16 protein-coding genes are annotated in these 19,676 nt (G+C 36.7%); all 16 read left to right on the top strand.

All coding sequences use genetic code 11. From position 1 onward, the window contains the following. Positions 1-152 precede the first annotated feature (152 nt). Positions 153-1,085, top strand: coding sequence for a 16S rRNA (cytosine(1402)-N(4))-methyltransferase RsmH (gene rsmH, locus NHG49_RS19900; RefSeq protein WP_000472512.1), 933 nt, complete (start codon positions 153-155; stop codon positions 1,083-1,085). A gap of 15 nt (positions 1,086-1,100) precedes the next feature. Further along, positions 1,101-1,463 (top strand): cell division protein FtsL, encoded by a 363-nt coding sequence (gene ftsL, locus NHG49_RS19895; protein WP_000067081.1) that lies wholly within the window; start codon positions 1,101-1,103, stop codon positions 1,461-1,463. A 21-nt stretch (positions 1,464-1,484) separates the two neighbouring features. Continuing rightward, positions 1,485-3,635 (top strand): penicillin-binding protein, encoded by a 2,151-nt coding sequence (locus tag NHG49_RS19890; protein ID WP_098101659.1) that lies wholly within the window; start codon positions 1,485-1,487, stop codon positions 3,633-3,635. Between the two features lie 81 nt (positions 3,636-3,716). Continuing rightward, complete coding sequence (locus tag NHG49_RS19885) at positions 3,717-5,633, top strand: stage V sporulation protein D (protein WP_064474968.1); 1,917 nt, start codon at positions 3,717-3,719, stop codon at positions 5,631-5,633. 207 nt (positions 5,634-5,840) lie between these two features. Then, positions 5,841-7,316, top strand: coding sequence for a UDP-N-acetylmuramoyl-L-alanyl-D-glutamate--2,6-diaminopimelate ligase (gene murE, locus NHG49_RS19880; RefSeq protein WP_098101661.1), 1,476 nt, complete (start codon positions 5,841-5,843; stop codon positions 7,314-7,316). A gap of 22 nt (positions 7,317-7,338) precedes the next feature. After that, a complete protein-coding gene (gene mraY / locus NHG49_RS19875; protein WP_000893058.1) occupies positions 7,339-8,313 on the top strand; it encodes a phospho-N-acetylmuramoyl-pentapeptide-transferase in 975 nt (324 codons plus the stop codon). Beyond that, the gene (gene murD / locus NHG49_RS19870) at positions 8,314-9,666 is read left to right on the top strand and encodes a UDP-N-acetylmuramoyl-L-alanine--D-glutamate ligase (RefSeq protein ID WP_064474970.1); all 1,353 of its coding nucleotides are present in this window, start codon (positions 8,314-8,316) and stop codon (positions 9,664-9,666) included. 90 nt (positions 9,667-9,756) lie between these two features. Further along, positions 9,757-10,848: a stage V sporulation protein E gene (spoVE, locus tag NHG49_RS19865; RefSeq protein ID WP_000753517.1), complete on the top strand. Its 1,092-nt coding sequence runs from the start codon at positions 9,757-9,759 to the stop codon at positions 10,846-10,848. A gap of 104 nt (positions 10,849-10,952) precedes the next feature. Next, the gene (murG, locus tag NHG49_RS19860) at positions 10,953-12,047 is read left to right on the top strand and encodes an undecaprenyldiphospho-muramoylpentapeptide beta-N-acetylglucosaminyltransferase (RefSeq protein WP_064474971.1); all 1,095 of its coding nucleotides are present in this window, start codon (positions 10,953-10,955) and stop codon (positions 12,045-12,047) included. Positions 12,048-12,108: 61 nt separating this feature from the next. After that, the gene (gene murB / locus NHG49_RS19855) at positions 12,109-13,014 is read left to right on the top strand and encodes a UDP-N-acetylmuramate dehydrogenase (RefSeq protein ID WP_000437052.1); all 906 of its coding nucleotides are present in this window, start codon (positions 12,109-12,111) and stop codon (positions 13,012-13,014) included. 98 nt (positions 13,015-13,112) lie between these two features. Next, positions 13,113-13,883, top strand: coding sequence for a cell division protein DivIB (divIB, locus tag NHG49_RS19850; protein ID WP_000798232.1), 771 nt, complete (start codon positions 13,113-13,115; stop codon positions 13,881-13,883). A gap of 400 nt (positions 13,884-14,283) precedes the next feature. After that, complete coding sequence (gene ftsA / locus NHG49_RS19845) at positions 14,284-15,591, top strand: cell division protein FtsA (protein WP_001087544.1); 1,308 nt, start codon at positions 14,284-14,286, stop codon at positions 15,589-15,591. Positions 15,592-15,630: 39 nt separating this feature from the next. Further along, positions 15,631-16,785: a cell division protein FtsZ gene (gene ftsZ, locus NHG49_RS19840; RefSeq protein ID WP_000888983.1), complete on the top strand. Its 1,155-nt coding sequence runs from the start codon at positions 15,631-15,633 to the stop codon at positions 16,783-16,785. Positions 16,786-17,042: 257 nt separating this feature from the next. Next, positions 17,043-17,960 carry a sigma-E processing peptidase SpoIIGA gene (gene spoIIGA, locus NHG49_RS19835; protein ID WP_048563202.1) on the top strand — a complete coding sequence of 306 codons (918 nt, stop codon included), beginning with the start codon at positions 17,043-17,045 and terminating at the stop codon, positions 17,958-17,960. 19 nt (positions 17,961-17,979) lie between these two features. Further along, positions 17,980-18,699, top strand: coding sequence for an RNA polymerase sporulation sigma factor SigE (gene sigE, locus NHG49_RS19830; RefSeq protein WP_000976947.1), 720 nt, complete (start codon positions 17,980-17,982; stop codon positions 18,697-18,699). Positions 18,700-18,856: 157 nt separating this feature from the next. Beyond that, on the top strand, positions 18,857-19,636 hold the full coding sequence (gene sigG, locus NHG49_RS19825) for an RNA polymerase sporulation sigma factor SigG (RefSeq protein ID WP_000197753.1): 780 nt from the start codon (positions 18,857-18,859) through the stop codon (positions 19,634-19,636). Positions 19,637-19,676 lie beyond the last annotated feature (40 nt).

Here is a 19,676-nt window from a genome sequence, read left to right as displayed (position 1 = left end):
AAAAGAAAATAGCGATTTGTATAGTATGCTGCCTTTGTAGGCAAGTTAAATGAGTCGTTCTTTCATAGTATTTCGTTCTCTAATCGTGAAATATGCGTTTGGAGGAGGAGATGCATTCAACATAATTAATTGGAAAAAGAGTAGGTGCAACAATGTTTAAACACGTAACAGTACTTTTGAAGGAAACAGTAGACGGCTTAGATATAAAGCCAGGTGGTACATATGTAGATTGTACACTGGGGGGAGGAGGACATAGTTCTTATTTATTATCCCAATTAACTGAAGGTGGAAGATTAATCGCGTTTGATCAAGATGAGATAGCGATTCAAAATGCGAAAGAAAGATTCTCTTCATACGGTGAGCAGTTCATAACAGTAAAGAGTAATTTCCGTTATTTATCTGAAAAACTACAGGAATTAGGTATAACAGAAGTAGATGGTATTTTATTTGATTTAGGTGTTTCATCCCCACAATTAGATACACCAGAGCGTGGCTTTAGTTATCATCATGATGCACCGTTAGATATGCGGATGGATCAAGATGCCCCATTAACAGCATATGATGTTGTAAATAGCTGGTCATATGAGCAACTTGTAAGAATTTTCTTCCAGTATGGTGAAGAGAAATTTTCAAAACAAATAGTAAGGAAAATTGAAGCGTATCGTGAGAATAAAGCTATTGAAACGACAGGAGAATTAGTAGAACTAATTAAAGAGGGTATTCCAGCTCCTGCTCGTAGAACGGGTGGACATCCTGCGAAGCGAGTGTTCCAAGCAATCCGTATTGCGGTAAATGATGAATTGAAAGTGTTTGAAGAAGCGTTGGAATCTGCAATTGAGATGGTCAAGCCGGGTGGAAGAGTTAGTGTTATAACATTCCATTCTTTAGAAGACCGTATTTGTAAAACGACGTTTAAGCGAAATAGTACAACGCCACAATTGCCACCAGGATTACCGATTATTCCTGATGAATTTAAGCCGAAATTAAAGCTTATTACAAGAAAACCGATTTTACCTTCTGATATAGAGTTAGAAGAAAATAATCGAGCGCGTTCTGCGAAATTGAGAATCGCTGAAAAACGATAAAAAGGGGAGAGAGGTATGAGTAACTTAGCTGTAAAGTACAAACAACAAGCGCAAGAAGAGGTACAGATTCAAACGCCCCCACAGCAGATGGTTCAGCCAAAAGCTAAAGCGAAGATTACAAGAATCGAAAAACTGTTGTATGTAGCATTTATTGGCTTTTTATTGTATGCCTGTGTAGCGTTTATTGGAAATAAAGCAGGCCTTTATCAAGTTAATGTAGAAGCAGCGACGATAGAACAAAAAATTGTACAGCAGCAAAAAGAAAATCAAGAGTTACAGGCTGAAGTAGAGAAGTTAAGTCGCTATGAACGAATCGCTGAAGTTGCAAAAAAACACGGGCTAGAAATTAATGCGAATAATGTGAAGGGCCTCAAATAAGGCAATAGGTGTGAAGGGAAAATGAAGAGAAATATGACTAAATTTCATACCAATAAGGGAGCAGGGTATTTTATGATTTTATTCCTCCTGCTCTTTTTGCTATTGTTAGCCCGATTTTTTTACATACAAGCGACAGGAACAGTGCATAATCAGGATTTGGATAAACTTGCTCAGCAAAAACATAGTAAAAAAGGAGTTCTAGAAGCAAATCGCGGGACGATTTATGATCAAAACGGTCATGTGTTAGCGCAAGATGCAAACTCTTATAAACTTGTAGCGGAACTAAAAGGTGCGAATCATGTTGAAAATAAAGAGGATACTGCAAAGAAAATTGCGGGAGTACTCGGAAAAGATGAAGAGAAGATTTTAGCCACGTTAAATAAAAAAGATAAAAGTCAAGTCGAATTTGGAACACTAGGTAAAGATTTGACGAAAGAACAGAAGGAACAAATAGAAGCATTGAAATTGCCAGGCATATCTTTTATTACTGAAAATGCAAGAGTGTATCCGAACGGTGATTTTGCATCTTACGTTATAGGGCATGCTAAACCGAATGAAGAGGGAACGTCGGTAGGGCAATTTGGTATAGAAAAAAGTTTAGATAAATATTTAAGTGCTTCTAACGGGAAAGTATCTTATACAGGTGATCGTAAAGGAGTGTCTCTTGACGGTGGGAAAGTGAACGTAGAGGCACCTAAAAACGGAGATAACGCGTATTTAACGATAGATCAACGTATTCAAAGTTATTTAGAAGATGCGATGAAAGCTGCAAGTAAGCATTATGAACCAGAAAATTTAATAGGGATTGTTGCGGACCCAAAAACAGGGAAAATATTAGCGATGTCTAGTAAACCTAGTTATGATCCAAATGATCGCCAAATTGAATATTTCTTCAATGATGCAATTGCAAATGCATTTGAACCGGGATCAACAATGAAAATTTTCACGCTAGCGGCAGCGATTAATGAAGGTGTGTATAAAGGACAAGATTATTATCAGTCTGGTACATACCAAGTCGGAAACCGAAAAATAAAAGATCATAACGGCGGTGCTGGATGGGGATCTATCACATTTGATGAAGGGGTAGAGCGCTCTTCCAACGTAGCGTTTGCAATTTTAGGGGATCAAAAACTTGGCCCAGAACGATTCCGAAAATATATTCATAGTTTTGGATTAGATGAAAAAACGAACATTGATTTACCTGGTGAAGGTTCAAATACCATTGTATTCGATCAGCAAATACAGCAAGTAACAACAGCTTTTGGACAAGGTTCTACTGTAACGCCAATACAGCTTGTACAAGCTGCAACTGCTATTGCAAATGATGGGAAAATGATGAAGCCTTATACAATTGATAAAATTGTAGATCCAATAACAGGCGAAGTAAAATTAGAACATAAGCCAGAGGAAGTGGGAAAACCTGTTACGAAAGAAACAGCAGCGCAAGTAAGACAGTTATTAGAACGCGTTGTTACATCGCCGAAAGGAACAGGAACTGCTTATAAAGTTGATGGGTATTCAGTTGGTGGTAAAACAGGGACAGCGCAAATTCCGGATGGAAAAGGTGGCTATATGACAGGAAGAGAGAATTACATATTCTCATTCTTAGGGATGGCACCTATGGACGATCCGCAACTTGTTGTATATGTAGCTGTAAAACAGCCGAAATTGAAAGATGATGAGAATGGCGCACAGCCTTTAGCTGATATTTTTAAATATGTAACCAAAAATAGTTTAGAGTATTTAAAGATTAAGCCAAATGAAATAAAAGACCCGAAAAAATATGTGAAAGAACAACAAACTGTCGTTCCGGATGTAACAGGGAAAACGATGGAAGAAGCGAAAAAAGCAATTGATAAAGCAAAACTTCGTCCAATCGTATTAGGCGAAGGAAAAGTGCAGCAGCAAGTGCCAAAAGCAACTGAGCAAACATTAAAAGGTGACCGAGCCTTCTTAGTAGGAGATAAACCTACAATGCCAAATATACAAGGTTGGGCACTGCGTGATGTTATGAATTTAGCAAAAACATTAAAGCTTAACCTAAAACCTACTGGTACGGGATACGTAACCGAACAAAGTGTGCCAGAAGGAACATTGTTGCAACCTGGTACAGAGCTAGGTGTAACACTTGTACCGCCACTTGAACCACAACAAGAAGCAGAAAAACCGTAATGGTAAAAGAGAAGAAGTTCTAATTAAATAAGTACAAGCATATATTGGAACAAGCTAGGCGTAAGGGAGGCTTGTTCCAATATGCGTGTATCAAATGTAACAGTTAGAAAACGACTTATTTTTATACTCATATCAGGTATACTTATTTTCACTATCATCGATATTCGTCTTGGATATGTGCAATTTTTTCTTGGCAATATGTTAACGGATCGTGCGAAGGATTCATGGAGTCGTAATATTACTTTTGAACCTGAACGTGGGAAGATTTTAGATCGAAATGGTGTGGAACTTGCTACGAATAAAAGTGCTCCAACTGTCTTTGTTGTACCGAGGCAAATTGAAAAACCAGCAGAGACTGCAGAGAAGTTAGCTGCAGTATTAGGTGTGGAAAAAGATGAGATTTATAAGAGAATTACAAAAAAAGAATCGATTGTAAGGTTAGATAAAGGCGGAAGAAAAATATCACATGATAAAGCGAAAGAGGTACGAGGATTAAGTTTGAAAGGTGTTTATATCGCAGAGGACTCTATCCGGTACTATCCATTTGGCAACTTTTTATCACACGTATTAGGGTTTGCTGGTAGTGATAACCAAGGTCTTATGGGACTAGAAAAATATTATGATAAAGAGCTAAATGGTGATGAAGGACATGTGCGTTTTTTTGCAGATGCAAAAGGACAAAGGATGCCTAATGTTGGCGATGATTTCAAAAAACCAGAAGCTGGTTTGAATTTAGGCTTAACAATTGACGCACGTATTAATAGAATTATGGAAAGAGAAATGAATATTGCGGAGTCGACATATAATCCGGATGGTATGATTGCGATTGCAATGAATCCGAAAAATGGTGAAATTTTAGGTATGTCGAGTCGGCCGAGCTTTGATCCAGCAGATTTTCAAAGTGTTTCTCCAGAAGTGTATAATAGAAATTTACCTGTATGGAGTACGTATGAGCCTGGTTCAACATTTAAGATCATTACGTTAGCCGCAGCCTTGAATGAAAATTTAGTAGACTTAGAGAAAGATACGTTTTATGATGATGGAGCAGCTGAAGTGGGTGGAGCTAGATTGAAATGCTGGAAAGCGGGAGGCCATGGTAGCCAAACGTTTTTAGAAGTAGTTCAAAACTCTTGTAACCCAGGATTTATCGAACTTGGTGATCGTCTTGGTAAAGACCGATTGTTTAAATATATTCGTAATTTCGGCTTTGGACAGAAAACCGGAATTGATTTGCAAGGTGAAGGTAGTGGGATTTTATTTAATTTAGATAAAGTTGGTCCAGTCGAGCAAGCAACTACTTCATTTGGTCAAGGAGTTTCTGTAACACCAATTCAACAAGTAGCAGCAGTAGCAGCGGCTGTAAATGGTGGGACATTGTATCAACCGTATATAGCTAAGGAGTTTATTGATCCGAAAAATAATCAAGTTGTAAGTAAAAAGACACCTGTGGAAAAAAGAAAAGTTATTTCCAAGGAAACTTCAGAAAAAGTTCGGTATGCATTAGAGAATGTTGTAGCAAAGGGATCTGGTAAAGGTGCTTTCATTGATGGGTATCGTGTAGGTGGAAAAACAGGTACGGCTCAAAAGGTGAAAGATGGTAAATATTTAGAGAATAATTATATAGTATCTTTTATCGGTTTTGCTCCAGCAGATGATCCGGAAATTGTTGTCTATGTTGCTGTTGATAATCCGAAAGGTGTAACGCAATTTGGTGGAGTAGTAGCAGCTCCAATTGTTGGGAATATTCTTCGGGATGCACTTCCTGTTATGGGAGTGAAACCGAGACAAGAACAAGTTGAGAGAGAATATAAATGGGGCGATACACCAACTGTGGAAGTTCCGAATTTAATTGGTATGAAAAAGAAAGACTTACAGACACAACTCGTCGATTTGAAGCTTGATATAAGTGGAGACGGGGAGAAAGTAATTAAACAATCGCCAGAAGCAGGAGCTAAAGTGAAAGAAGGCTCAAAAATTAGAATTTACTTCGGGAATTAAAGGTAACCTAGTACGTTTTATGGTACAATTGGTGGAAGTGAGTTCTTTATAGAAGAGTTACTTAATTTGAGGCTGTAAGAGCCTCAATTATAAATAGGTCTATTTATTAGACACAGTAGCACTTACCTCCTATTTTATATAATTAGGAGGTAACGTGTTGCTTATTAAAAAAGAGATAAAGACACAATGTAGAGAGGGTTTAGTGAAATGAAGTTGCATACACTTTTATCATGTTTGCATGATTTTCCAGTTGTTCCAAAAGAAAATCCAGAAATCACATCTATAGAAGCTGATTCACGTAAAGTGAAAGAGGGAAGCTTATTTGTATGTATGAAAGGATATACGGTTGATAGCCATGATTTTGCTAAGCAAGCAGCGGCACAAGGAGCGGCTGCTATTGTTGCGGAAAGACCAATTGATGTTGACGTTCCAGTTGTACTTGTGAAAAACACTTTTCGTTCGTTAGCGGTTTTAGCTGATTATTTTTATGGTCAACCAACACACAAGTTACATTTAATCGGAATTACAGGTACAAATGGAAAGACAACAACATCGCATATTATGGATGAGATTATGCGCGCACATGGTCATAAAACAGGGCTAATTGGAACGATTAATATGAAAATCGGTGATGAAACATTTGAGGTGAAAAATACAACACCAGATGCACTAACACTTCAACACACATTTTCAAAAATGGTTGAGCACGGTGTAGATAGTACAGTAATGGAAGTTTCGTCACATGCTTTAGATCTTGGTCGTGTACACGGATGTGATTACGATGTAGCAGTGTTTACAAATTTAACACAAGATCATTTAGACTATCATAAAACGATGGAAGAATATAAACATGCAAAAGGGTTGCTATTTGCACAACTTGGCAATAGTTATAATCATAATCGTGAAAAGTACGCGGTACTGAATAACGATGATGCTGTAACTGCGGAATATATGAGAAGTACTGCGGCAACTGTTGTAACGTATGGAATTGATACAACAAGTGATATTATGGCCAAAGATATCGTTATGACGAGTGGTGGAACTACATTTACGCTTGTAACACCGTATGAAAGTGTAAATGTTACGATGAAATTGATTGGGAAATTTAATGTATATAACGTACTAGCGGCAACAGCGGCAGGACTTGTTTCTGGTGTAAGTTTAGAAACGGTTATTGATGTAATAAAGCAACTAGCTGGAGTTCCAGGACGTTTTGAAGTAGTTGATGGTGGACAAAATTATACAGTTATTGTGGATTATGCACATACACCAGATAGCTTAGAAAATGTATTAAAAACAGCAAAACAGTTTGCAAAAGGCGATGTATATTGTATCGTCGGTTGTGGCGGAGATAGAGATCGAACAAAGAGACCAATCATGGCAAGTGTTGCAACAAAATATGCAACTCATGCAATTTACACTTCAGATAATCCAAGAAGTGAAGAGCCAGGGGCTATTTTAGATGATATGGTGCAAGGTGCAAATGGAAATAATTATGAAGTAATTATTGATAGAAAAGAAGCGATATACCATGCAATTACTAATGCGAAAGCTGAAGATATCATCATTATTGCTGGTAAGGGTCATGAAACGTATCAAATTATTGGTAAAGAAGTTCATCATTTTGACGATCGTGAAGTCGCTAAAGAAGCAATTACAGAGCGTTTAAACAACGAAGAGTAACAACGTGAGAGGAGGACTACATGTGCTTGAGCAAGGTTTATTAGTAACGGCTGGGGTAGCATTCTTAATTTCTGTTGCCCTTTCGCCATTATTTATTCCATTTTTAAGGAAATTAAAGTTCGGACAGAGTATTCGTGATGAGGGACCAAAGTCACATCAAAAAAAATCAGGGACACCTACAATGGGTGGTATTGTCATATATGTATCGATGATGGTAACTTCACTTATTATGGCGATTAAGTTTAATCATTTAGGTGCAGAGGTTTCGTTATTATTATTAGTGACATTTGGTTACGGATTGATTGGATTTTTAGATGACTACATAAAGGTAGTTAAGAAGAGAAATCTTGGTTTAACATCAAAACAAAAATTAGTAGGTCAGCTTGTTATTGCTATTGCGTTCTTTTTAATTGGAAAAGGGCAAGCGTTCCACACATACATCATGATTCCGGGAACAGATGTTAAGTTTGAATTAGGTTGGGCATATTTTGTACTTGTATTATTTATGCTTATTGGTGGATCAAATGCAGTTAACTTAACTGACGGTTTAGATGGTTTATTATCAGGAACAGCTGCTATTGCATTTGGAGCGTTTAGTATTATTGCAGTAGCGCAAGAGCAATTTGGAGTAGCGATATTCTGTATGGCAGTTGTAGGAGCTGTACTTGGATTTTTAGTATTCAATGCAAATCCAGCGAAAGTGTTTATGGGAGATACAGGTTCCTTAGCTTTAGGTGGAGCCATTGCAGCTGTAGCGATTTTATTAAAACAAGAATTGCTACTTGTAATCATTGGTGGAGTATTCGTAATGGAGACTTTATCTGTTATTATTCAGGTCATTTCTTTTAAAACAACAGGAAAACGTGTCTTTAAAATGAGTCCATTACACCATCATTATGAATTATGTGGTTGGTCAGAGTGGCGTGTTGTTGTGACATTTTGGTCTGTAGGATTTTTATTAGCTGTGTTAGGAATTTATATCGGGGTGTGGATGTAATTGAAAACTGTAACTGAATTTCAAAATAAAAATATTCTTGTATTAGGCATTGCAAAAAGTGGTTATGCAGCAGCTACGCTGTTACAAAAATTAGGGGCAAATGTTATTGTAAATGACGGAAAGCCTTTAGCGGATAATGTACTTGCTGCAGAATTACAAGCAAAAGGAATGGACGTTGTATGCGGTGGTCATCCTTTAGAATTGTTAGAGAGAAATATCTCTCTTGTTGTAAAAAATCCAGGAATCCCGTATTCTAATCCAATATTAGTTGCTGCGAAAGAAAAGCAAATTCCAATTGTTACGGAAGTTGAATTAGCATATCGTATTTCAGAAGCGCCATTTGTTGGGATTACAGGGTCTAACGGTAAAACGACGACGACAATGATTACATTTGAAATGCTAAAAGAAGGACAAAAGCATCCTGTAATTGCAGGGAACATAGGAACTGTAGCGTGTGAAGTAGCACAGGATGCAAAAGAAAATGAAGTTGTAGTTACAGAACTTTCATCGTTCCAACTGATGGGAGTAGAATTGTTCCAACCTAAAATTGCTGCATTTTTAAATTTATTTGAGGCCCACTTAGATTATCACGGGACGAAGAAGGAATATGGTTTAGCAAAAGCAAATATTTTTAAAAACCAAACAGAAAATGATTATAGTGTAATAAATGCAGATGATGCGGATGTGATGGCTTTATCTGCTTATAGTAAAGGGCAAAAAGTACTATTCTCGACAACGAAAGAAATTGAAGATGGTGCGTGTATAAAAGAGAATGCTCTTTGTTTTAAAGGTGAAAAAGTTGTTGAAATAGGCGATATCGTTTTACCTGGTCAACATAATTTAGAAAATATTTTAGCAGCGATGAGTATCGCAAAATTATTGGGTGTTTCTAATGAAGCGATTACGGCGGTGTTAAAACGTTTTACAGGTGTAAAACATCGTTTAGAATATGTAACAACTATTAACAATCGTAAGGTTTATAATGACTCAAAAGCAACGAATATGTTAGCGACTGAGAAAGCTTTATCTGCGTTTACACAACCGATTGTGTTATTAGCAGGTGGACTTGATCGTGGAAATGAATTCGATGATTTAATTCCGTATTTCAAAAATGTAAAAGCAATTGTGACATTTGGACAAACAGCTCAAAAATTAGTAAGAGCTGCAGAAAAAGCGGGATTAGATGCAATTGAAAGTGTAGATACTTTAGATGAAGCGGTAGTGAAAGCTTATGCTCATTCTACAGATGGTGATGTAATTCTTCTTTCTCCAGCATGTGCAAGCTGGGATCAATTTAAAACATTTGAAGAAAGAGGAGACATTTTTATACAAGCTGTGCATAAACTTATATAAAGTAAATCAAAACATCAGTAGGCTAACACCTACTGATGTTTTGTTACATAGGGCAAAAGTTTCTGCCTAAAGAGGTGGTGTTTATGGGTAATGAAGAAAACGCCTGATTTTATTCTCATCATCGTTACACTTGCGTTGTTAACAATCGGAATGGTTATGGTGTATAGTGCGAGTGCGGTTTGGGCCTCTTATAAAATGGGGGACTCATTCTTTTTTGCAAAAAGGCAATTGCTATTTGCAAGTATCGGTGTAGTGGCTATGTTTTTAATTATGAAAATTGATTATTGGGTGTGGCGTACGTATTCAAAAGTAATTTTGCTAGTTTGCTTCATTCTTCTTATTCTTGTTCTTGTTCCTGGGGTAGGACTTGTTCGAGGAGGAGCGCGAAGTTGGATTGGAATCGGGGCATTTTCCATTCAACCGTCAGAATTTATGAAGTTTGCGATGATTATTTTCTTAGCAAAATTTTTAGCGGAACGACAAAAATTAATTACCTCTTTTAAACGTGGTTTACTACCAGCTCTTAGTTTTGTATTTCTTGCTTTTGGGATGATTATGTTACAGCCAGATCTTGGCACAGGAACGGTAATGGTTGGGACATGTATTATTATGATATTTATCTCGGGAGCAAGGGTCTTTCACTTTGCAATGTTTGGTTTGCTTGGTGTAGCAGGATTTGTAGGGCTAATTGCATCAGCACCGTATCGAATGAAACGTATTACATCATATTTAGATCCGTGGTCAGATCCGCTTGGAAGTGGATTTCAAATTATTCAATCGTTACTCGCAATTGGACCAGGTGGATTATTCGGGCTTGGACTTGGACAAAGTAGACAAAAGTTTCTTTATTTACCTGAACCGCAAACAGACTTTATATTTGCGATCTTATCCGAGGAATTAGGTTTTATTGGTGGTTCATTTGTGTTATTATTATTTAGTCTATTATTATGGCGTGGGATTCGTATAGCTTTAGGAGCGCCAGATTTATATGGTACGTTTTTAGCAGTAGGTATTGTGGCGATGATTGCGATTCAAGTAATGATTAATGTTGGTGTTGTAACAGGATTGATGCCTGTAACAGGTATTACTTTGCCGTTTTTAAGTTATGGTGGATCAAGTTTGACATTAATGTTAATGGCAGTAGGTGTATTATTAAATATAAGTCGCCATTCTCGCTACTAAACCCTGTTTTATAAGACAGGGTTTTTCGTATGTGCGCGAAGAAACATGATGTATATAGAAATAAATACGACTGAAATAAGAAAAGAGAAGCGGAGGAGTTAGTAGTGCGTGTATTAGTAAGTGGTGGGGGCACTGGAGGTCATATTTATCCGGCTCTTGCTCTAATAAGAGAAATAAAAAAATTAAATCCGGAAGCAAGGTTTTTATATATTGGTACGGAGAGTGGATTAGAGAGCACAATCGTTCCAAAAGCAGGCATACCGTTTCAATCTATTGTTATAAGTGGATTTAAGCGTAAAATATCGTTAGATAACGTGAAAACGGTGATGCGTTTCCTAAAGGGTGTACAAGATAGTAAACGATATATTCGTCGTTTTAATCCGGATATTGTAATTGGAACGGGTGGATATGTATGTGGACCAGTTGTATATGCTGCAGCAAAATTAGGTATTCCAACCATTGTACATGAACAAAATAGTGTACCTGGTGTAACGAATAAATTTTTAAGCCGCTATGTTGATAAAGTTGCGGTTTGTTTTGAAGCGGCTATAGAACATTTTCCACAGTCAAAAGTGGTGATGACAGGAAATCCAAGAGCATCAGAAGTAATGGATCAGAATGGAATGAAAGGAAAACGTTCAGTAGGTTTATCTCTTCCTAAAAAATCGGTACTTATTTTTGGTGGAAGTCGTGGGGCTAGACCGATTAATGATGCTTTCGTAGAGGCAATTGAACAGTTTGGAAATAAAAGTTACGAAATATTGTATGTAACAGGTGAAGTTCATTATGATAAAGTGATGGAAGCAGTGAAGCAAAAAGGGAATCCGAATAATGTTATTATTAAACCTTTCATTCATAATATGCCAGAGGTACTTACAGGTGTAGATCTTGTTGTTTCAAGAGCGGGGGCAACAACACTTGCAGAATTAACCGCGTTAGGTAAGCCAAGTGTGTTAATACCGAGTCCTTACGTAACAAATAACCATCAGGAAAAGAATGCACGTTCTGTTGTCGATAAAGGAGCAGCAAAAATGTTGCTTGAAAAAGATTTAACAGCAGAAACGCTTATTCGTGATATTGATGAGATTTTATTAGATGCACAAACATTACAAAATATGAAGCTGGCTGCGGGGCAATTAGGTATTCCAGATGCAGCAAATAAGCTGTATGAAGTAATGAATAAGCTTGTAAAAAAATAACGTTAGGTGAACGCCCTGCATACTACTGTAATAAGGATACTTAGTATGGGGGAGATTGTTTATGGAGCAATTAGTAAATGAGCTTATAGAAGCAAATGTTGGTCGCGTGTTAGTGAATGAAGCGTTAGCGCGTTATACCACTATGAAAATAGGTGGACCAGCTGATATTTTAATTGTGCCAAAGCATGTTGCCAGTATTGAAAAAACGTTGCAGTTAGTAAAAAAATATAAAACCAAGTGGACTGTAATTGGTCGGGGTTCGAACCTTCTTGTATCTGATCTAGGTATAGAAGGTGTCGTTATTCGTTTAGGAGAAGGATTAGACCACTTAGAAGTCGAAAAACATAGAGTAAGAGTTGGTGGTGGGTATCCCCTTATTAAATTATCAACTTTACTTAGTCGTCAAGGGTTATCCGGCCTGGAATTTGCCAGTGGTATTCCAGGAAGTGTTGGTGGTGCAGTGTATATGAATGCAGGAGCACATAAATCGGATATATCAAACATATTATCAAAAGCTCTTATTTTGTTTGAAAACGGAACAATTGATTGGTTAACACATGAAGAAATGGAGTTTTCCTATCGTACTTCTGTATTGCAAACGAAACGTCCTGGTATTGTTTTGGAAGCTGAGTTTCAATTGCAGGTAGGAGAGCGTGAGGGAATCGTAAGCGTCATGCAAAAGAATAAAGACTACCGCCGTGAAACACAGCCGTGGAATCATCCTTGTGCAGGAAGCATATTTCGGAATCCAATCCCATACTTTGCAGGAGACTTAATAGAAAAGGCGGGGCTTCGTGGTTATCAAATAGGCGGAGCTCAAATTTCTGAAATGCATGGGAATTTTATTATTAATACTGGGGGAGCCAGTGCGCAAGATGTCTTATCTTTAATTGCATTAATAAAACAAACAATCAAGGATAAATTTGGCGTAGAAATGCATACAGAAGTAGAAATCATTGGAAGATAACGGTTATTCGTTCCGCTCATTATCATTTATGTTATAATAAGAAGATAAGAACGGCATGAGGAACATGCCGTTTTTTATGTTACGTAGGGGGATCGTACATGAAAAATAGTAAAGTGATTAAACTACAGGATCGTGTACCAAAGTTAAAAAATCAACAGAAGAAAAACAAGAAAAATGTTAATCATCGGTTGATTCTATACATATCAATTTTATTTTTATTAGTGCTCTTTTTAATTTATTTTCGGTCTCCGCTAAGCAATATCAAAAAGATAAGTGTGTTTGGAAATCATTATATGACAGATGAACAAGTGATGAAGGAATCAGGTGTGACGTATGATACAAGTTATTTCCGAGTGACAGCACATAAAGCAGAAGAAAACCTAACGAAACGAAAAGAAATTAAAGCGGTAAATGTAAAAAAACGTTTTCCAAATAAAATTGATGTTCATATTGAAGAATATTTAACGATTGGTTATATAAACAAAGATGGGAAATTACAACCGTTACTAGAGAACGGGAAAACACTTGATGTACTTCCGAACGGAAAACTTCCTGTTGCAGCGCCAATTTTTGAACCTTTTAAAGAGGAGAAAATGAAGGAGTTAATTGCTGAGCTTGAAAAATTAACACCAACGATTTTAAGGTCTATTTCTGAAATCCGTTATTCACCGACGAATGCGAATGAAGATCACCTTACTTTATATATGAACGAAGGGTACGAAGTGAGCACTACGATTCAAAATTTCGCAAAGCGTATGGAAGCTTATCCGCTTATCTTAAAAACAATTGAGCCGGGTAAAAAGGTATTAATTGATTTAGAAGTAGGGGCATATACGAAAGAATTAGGAGCGGAAGAAAAAAAAGAATAGAACGATAGTTTTTACTACGTTCCTATAGAAAAAACAAAACGAATGTTCTGTTGAATGCATCTGAATTTACAAGAATGGTTCATTTGATGAAAAAGATGTAAAAATTCTTAGATTCATACTAGGATTGGTACAAGTTTCACTTTTCTATGAGTACATCTTAGTGTAGACTTATACTTGGCGGTAATCTTTACACTTGAAATAGAATTATTTCAAGATAAGCAGTTATTCACAGTTTACTGCGATATTCTTAAATGAATGTTAAATAAAAATAAGAAAAATATAGGGTTAAAAAAGGGAAACGTATAAAGACGTTGAATATTTTTCTTATAAATAGTAAAGTTGCGATTGTTGTTCCATATATTGAGTTGTATGGTATAAATAAAGAAGGAGGTGCCAAAGAATGAACAGCAATGAAATATATGTTAGTCTTGACATCGGTACATCCAATGTTAAAGTCATCATTGGTGAAATGGTTAATGACAGCTTAAACATTATTGGTGTTGGAAATGTAAAATCAAATGGTTTAAAGAAGGGATCGATAGTTGATATAGACGAGACTGTTCGATCAATTAAAAAAGCAATTGAACAAGCTGAGCGCATGGTGGGAATCCACATTGAGCAAGTTGTAGTAGGCGTCAATGCAAACCAGGTACAACTACTTCCTTGTCACGGAGTAGTCGCTGTTTCAAATGAAGATCGTGAAATCGGGAATGAAGATGTCTTACGCGTTCTAGATGCAGCACAAGTTGTGTCAATTGCTCCAGAACGTGAGTTTATTGATGTGGTACCTCGACAGTTCATCGTAGACGGTCTTGACGAGATTAACGATCCACGCGGGATGATCGGTGTAAGATTAGAAATGGAAGGTACACTTATAACAGGCTCGAGAACTTTACTACATAACCTACTTCGTTGTGTAGAAAAAGCAGGTCTTGAAATAGTTGATATTTGTCTTCAACCTTTAGCGGCTGCAACAGTTGCTATATCTTCAGATGAAAAACATAGAGGAGTAGCCCTTGTTGATATGGGGGGAGGATCTACAACCTTATCTATTTTTAAAGATGGAGAGTTACAAGCAACGAGCGTATTACCGTTAGGTGGAGACCATATAACGAAGGATATTGCGATTGGGTTGAAAACTTCAACAGAAAATGCAGATCAAATTAAGTTGAAATATGGACATGCTTTTTATGATACAGCATCTGAAGAAGAGATGTTTACGGTTCCTATTATGGGAAGCGATCAAACAGAACAATATTCTCAGTTGGAATTATCGGATATAATAGAGGCTCGTGTAGAGGAAATTTTAATGTTTGTTCAAGATGAAGTGCGTAAATTAGGAGTAAAGCAAGTAGCTTCAGGCTATGTACTAACTGGTGGAATTGCTTCTATGCCGGGTGTTCTTGATCTTGCATATGATATTTTACATGAAAATGTTCGTATAGCGACTCCTGATTATATTGGTGTGCGTGAGCCCCAATATACAAGTGGAGTAGGATTAATTAAACATTCTTATCAAAAAGCTAAATTACGTGGGAAAAATGTGCAGGAAAAGCAAGAACATTTTGAACCAGTACCAGCACCAGCACCAACGCCGGTACAACAGCAACCTGCGAAACAAAAAACTCGTAATCAAAACAATAATAATCAAAATGATGACCGTATGATGTCAAAAGTAAAACGTGTATTCCGTTATTTATGGGATTAAAATTGGACACGAAAAATGAGGTTCTAGGGGGATTTCGACATGTTAGAGTTTGATACTACTCAAGATCAATTAGCGAATATAAAAGTTATCGGTGTCGGCGGTGGCGGAAACAATGCTGTAAACCGTATGATTGAACACGGTGTACAAGGTGTAGACTTTATCGCTGTGAATACTGATGCACAAGCATTAAATCTATCAAAAGCTGAAACAAAAATGCAAATTGGTGGAAAATTAACACGTGGACTTGGTGCAGGTGCAAACCCTGAAGTAGGGAAAAAAGCTGCAGAAGAAAGTAAAGAACAGATCCAAGAAGCACTTCGTGGTGCAGATATGGTCTTCGTAACTGCTGGTATGGGCGGCGGAACTGGAACTGGTGCAGCTCCAGTTGTTGCTCAAGTTGCAAAAGAATTAGGTGCATTAACAGTTGGTGTTGTGACACGTCCATTTACATTTGAAGGACGTAAGCGTGCAACACAAGCAGCATCTGGTATTGCGGCATTTAAAGAAAATGTAGATACACTTATTGTAATTCCAAACGATCGCTTATTAGAGATTGTTGATAAAAATACGCCGATGTTAGAAGCATTCCGTGAAGCAGATAACGTATTACGTCAAGGTGTTCAAGGTATTTCTGATTTAATTGCAACACCAGGTTTAATTAACTTAGACTTCGCAGACGTAAAGACAATTATGTCTAATAGAGGTTCTGCTTTAATGGGTATTGGTTCTGGTAATGGAGAAAATCGTGCTGCTGAAGCTGCGAAAAAAGCGATTTCTAGTCCGTTATTAGAAACATCTATTGATGGAGCTCAAGGTGTTATCATGAACATTACGGGTGGAGCTAACCTAAGCTTATATGAAGTACAAGAAGCGGCAGACATTGTAGCTTCAGCTTCAGATCCAGAAGTAAATATGATCTTCGGTTCTGTTATTAATGAAGGATTAAAAGATGATATCGTTGTAACTGTAATTGCAACTGGTTTTGATGATAGTGCTTCGACGCAGCCACCAAAACCAATTATCCGTCCGACTGCGAATCACACGCAACAACAGCAACAGCAAGTAGCTCAACCTTCAAAACAACGTGAAGTTAAGCGTGAAATGAAACGTGAAGAGCCGGTTGTGCATGAGCGTCATACAGATTCAGATGACATCGATATTCCAGCATTCTTACGTAACCGTCGTAGACGATAAAAGAAAAGGAGCTTTCATGCTCCTTTTTTGTTTTATACAGGGAAAAGATCTGCTAAGCAGGTCTTTTTTTATTTTATATATTTCGATTTATATGAAAATAAAAAATATAGTATTCTATGAAACTTATACTTTTATTTTTTACCGACAGATTTTGTCTAGAAAACACAAAATAACAAAAAAACACCTCCGCAAATTGACACACTTTCCTATTGGATATGCATTATACTAGTCTCAACTTAAAAAAAGAGGTGAATTGTTTGGTTGTTTACGCCGACGTTGTTTGGTTGTTAAACGCCTGCATTGATTTTCTTTTACTTTTATTAACAGCAACCGTGTTAAAAAAGAAGATCAAAAGATGGAGGCTTGTGTTAGGGGCATTTATAGGTTCAACCATTGTTATTTTTGCCTTTACTCCTTTTGCTTCTATGATGACACATCCAATTATGAAACTACTGTACTCGTTACTTATTGTGTATACAGCATTTGGGTTTACAACGTTTAGAAACTATACACAAACTGTTTTTACTTTTTACTTTGTAACCTTTATGGTTGGCGGAGGGTTAATTGGGACTCATTTCTTTTTGCAAACGAATGAAATGGTAAATGGATTGGTTCAATCTCAATCAATTTCTTACGGTGATCCAATTAGCTGGTTGTTTGTTGTTTTTGGTTTTCCAGTAATTTATTATTTTTCTAAAAAGCGTATTGAAAGCGTAGAGGTTACAAAAATACACTATGATCAAATTGTGAAATTGAAAATTCAATTAGCCGAAGAGGAACTAGAACTCGCAGGTTTAATTGATAGTGGGAACCAACTTTACGACCCGTTAACAAAAACACCCGTTATGATTATGCATATCTCATCATTAGAGCATTGCTTGCCAACTTGGTTAACAGAACAAATTTATTCCAAAACAGAGATTCCTCAAATACCAGAAAATGATTCTGGGTGGGCGACAAAATTACGCTTAATTCCTTTCAGAGCAGTAGGAGTAGAGAATCAATTTTTATGGGCAATTAAGCCAGACAGTGTGCAAATTTATCATGAAGGTAGTTCTATTGTAGTTAGCAAAGTATTGATTGGATTAAATACACAACAGCTGTCAACCAATGGAGAGTATCAATGTATTGTGCATCCGAAAATGTTAATTTCGCAAAAAATGGTCATTGCTTAATAATGAGAGGCGGGATAATATGATGAAATTAAAATTTTATTTAGTATACCTTTGGTATAAAGTATTGCTGAAATTAGGAATTAAGACCGATGAAATTTATTACATTGGTGGAAGTGAAGCGTTGCCACCACCGTTAACGAAAGAAGAAGAGGAAGTTCTTTTGAATAAATTGCCAAAAGGAGATCAGGCAGCAAGATCGTTACTGATTGAACGCAACTTACGGTTAGTTGTATATATAGCAAGAAAGTTTGAAAATACAGGGATAAACATTGAAGATTTGATTAGTATAGGAACAATCGGCCTTATTAAAGCAGTGAATACATTTAATCCAGAAAAGAAGATAAAATTAGCAACATATGCCTCACGTTGTATAGAAAATGAAATTTTAATGCATTTGCGTCGGAATAATAAAAATCGTTCAGAAGTTTCTTTTGACGAACCGCTTAACATCGATTGGGATGGGAATGAACTTTTGTTATCAGATGTATTAGGTACAGATGATGATATTATTACAAAAGATTTAGAAGCTACTGTAGATCGTCATCTTCTAATGAAAGCATTGCATCAATTAAATGATCGTGAAAAACAAATTATGGAACTTCGGTTTGGGCTTGCTGGAGAAGAAGAAAAGACGCAAAAAGATGTGGCGGATATGCTTGGGATTTCACAGTCATACATTTCGCGTTTAGAAAAAAGAATCATAAAAAGATTACGAAAAGAATTTAATAAAATGGTGTAAAGAATAAGACCAGCCGTTATCTAGGCTGGTCTTATTCTCTTTCGTTGTATGAGAAGAGACAACGAAAATGAAAAATGAAGAGAAAACCGCATGCATAAAATCCCCTTCAAAGGAAATACTTTACACTGTACAGCAACTCCCGATAGGAGGGAACACTTTGACGAGAAACAAAGTAGAAATTTGCGGTGTTGATACAGCTAAACTTCCCGTACTAAAAAATGATGAAATGCGTAAATTATTTCGTGAAATGCAAAGTGGAGAGATAAGCGCAAGAGAGAAATTAGTGAATGGAAACTTACGTCTTGTACTGAGCGTCATCCAAAGATTTAATAACAGAGGAGAATATGTTGACGATTTATTTCAAGTTGGTTGCATCGGACTTATGAAATCCATTGATAACTTTGATTTAGGCCAAAATGTAAAATTTTCAACGTATGCTGTGCCGATGATTATTGGGGAAATACGCAGATATTTGCGTGATAATAATCCGATTCGTGTATCTCGATCATTACGAGATATTGCGTATAAAGCGTTACAAGTAAGAGAGAAATTGATTGCAGAAAATTCAAAAGAACCAACAGCAATGGATATTGCAAAAGTGCTTGAAGTGACTCATGAAGAAATTGTTTTTGCATTAGATGCGATTCAAGATCCAGTTTCATTATTTGAACCGATTTATAACGATGGGGGAGATCCTATCTTTGTAATGGATCAGTTAAGTGATGAAAAACAAAAGGACGAGCAGTGGGTTGAAGAGTTAGCACTGAAAGAAGGGATGAAGCGTTTAAATGATCGTGAGAAAATGATTATTCGAAAACGTTTCTTTCAAGGAAAGACACAAATGGAAGTTGCAGAAGAAATTGGGATTTCTCAAGCACAAGTGTCACGTTTAGAGAAATCAGCTATTAAACAAATGAATAAAACGATTCAAGGATAAGGTTTCACCATTTATGGTGAAACCTTTTTATATGTAATAT

The sequence above is a fragment of the Bacillus sp. IBL03825 genome (assembly GCF_024712505.1).
Lineage (GTDB): Bacteria > Bacillota > Bacilli > Bacillales > Bacillaceae_G > Bacillus_A > Bacillus_A wiedmannii.
Note: the sequence above shows the minus strand (reverse complement) of the source record. Positions and strands in the feature narration are given on the sequence as shown.

Coding starts and splice junctions, on each gene's coding strand:
- ftsZ (WP_000888983.1), top strand. CDS start 15,631: ATGTTAGAGTTTGATACTACTCAAGATCAATTAGCGAATATAAAAGTT.
- sigE (WP_000976947.1), top strand. CDS start 17,980: ATGATGAAATTAAAATTTTATTTAGTATACCTTTGGTATAAAGTATTG.
- murB (WP_000437052.1), top strand. CDS start 12,109: ATGGAGCAATTAGTAAATGAGCTTATAGAAGCAAATGTTGGTCGCGTG.
- NHG49_RS19890 (WP_098101659.1), top strand. CDS start 1,485: ATGAAGAGAAATATGACTAAATTTCATACCAATAAGGGAGCAGGGTAT.
- spoVE (WP_000753517.1), top strand. CDS start 9,757: ATGAAGAAAACGCCTGATTTTATTCTCATCATCGTTACACTTGCGTTG.
- ftsA (WP_001087544.1), top strand. CDS start 14,284: ATGAACAGCAATGAAATATATGTTAGTCTTGACATCGGTACATCCAAT.
- ftsL (WP_000067081.1), top strand. CDS start 1,101: ATGAGTAACTTAGCTGTAAAGTACAAACAACAAGCGCAAGAAGAGGTA.
- NHG49_RS19885 (WP_064474968.1), top strand. CDS start 3,717: ATGCGTGTATCAAATGTAACAGTTAGAAAACGACTTATTTTTATACTC.
- divIB (WP_000798232.1), top strand. CDS start 13,113: ATGAAAAATAGTAAAGTGATTAAACTACAGGATCGTGTACCAAAGTTA.
- rsmH (WP_000472512.1), top strand. CDS start 153: ATGTTTAAACACGTAACAGTACTTTTGAAGGAAACAGTAGACGGCTTA.
- murE (WP_098101661.1), top strand. CDS start 5,841: ATGAAGTTGCATACACTTTTATCATGTTTGCATGATTTTCCAGTTGTT.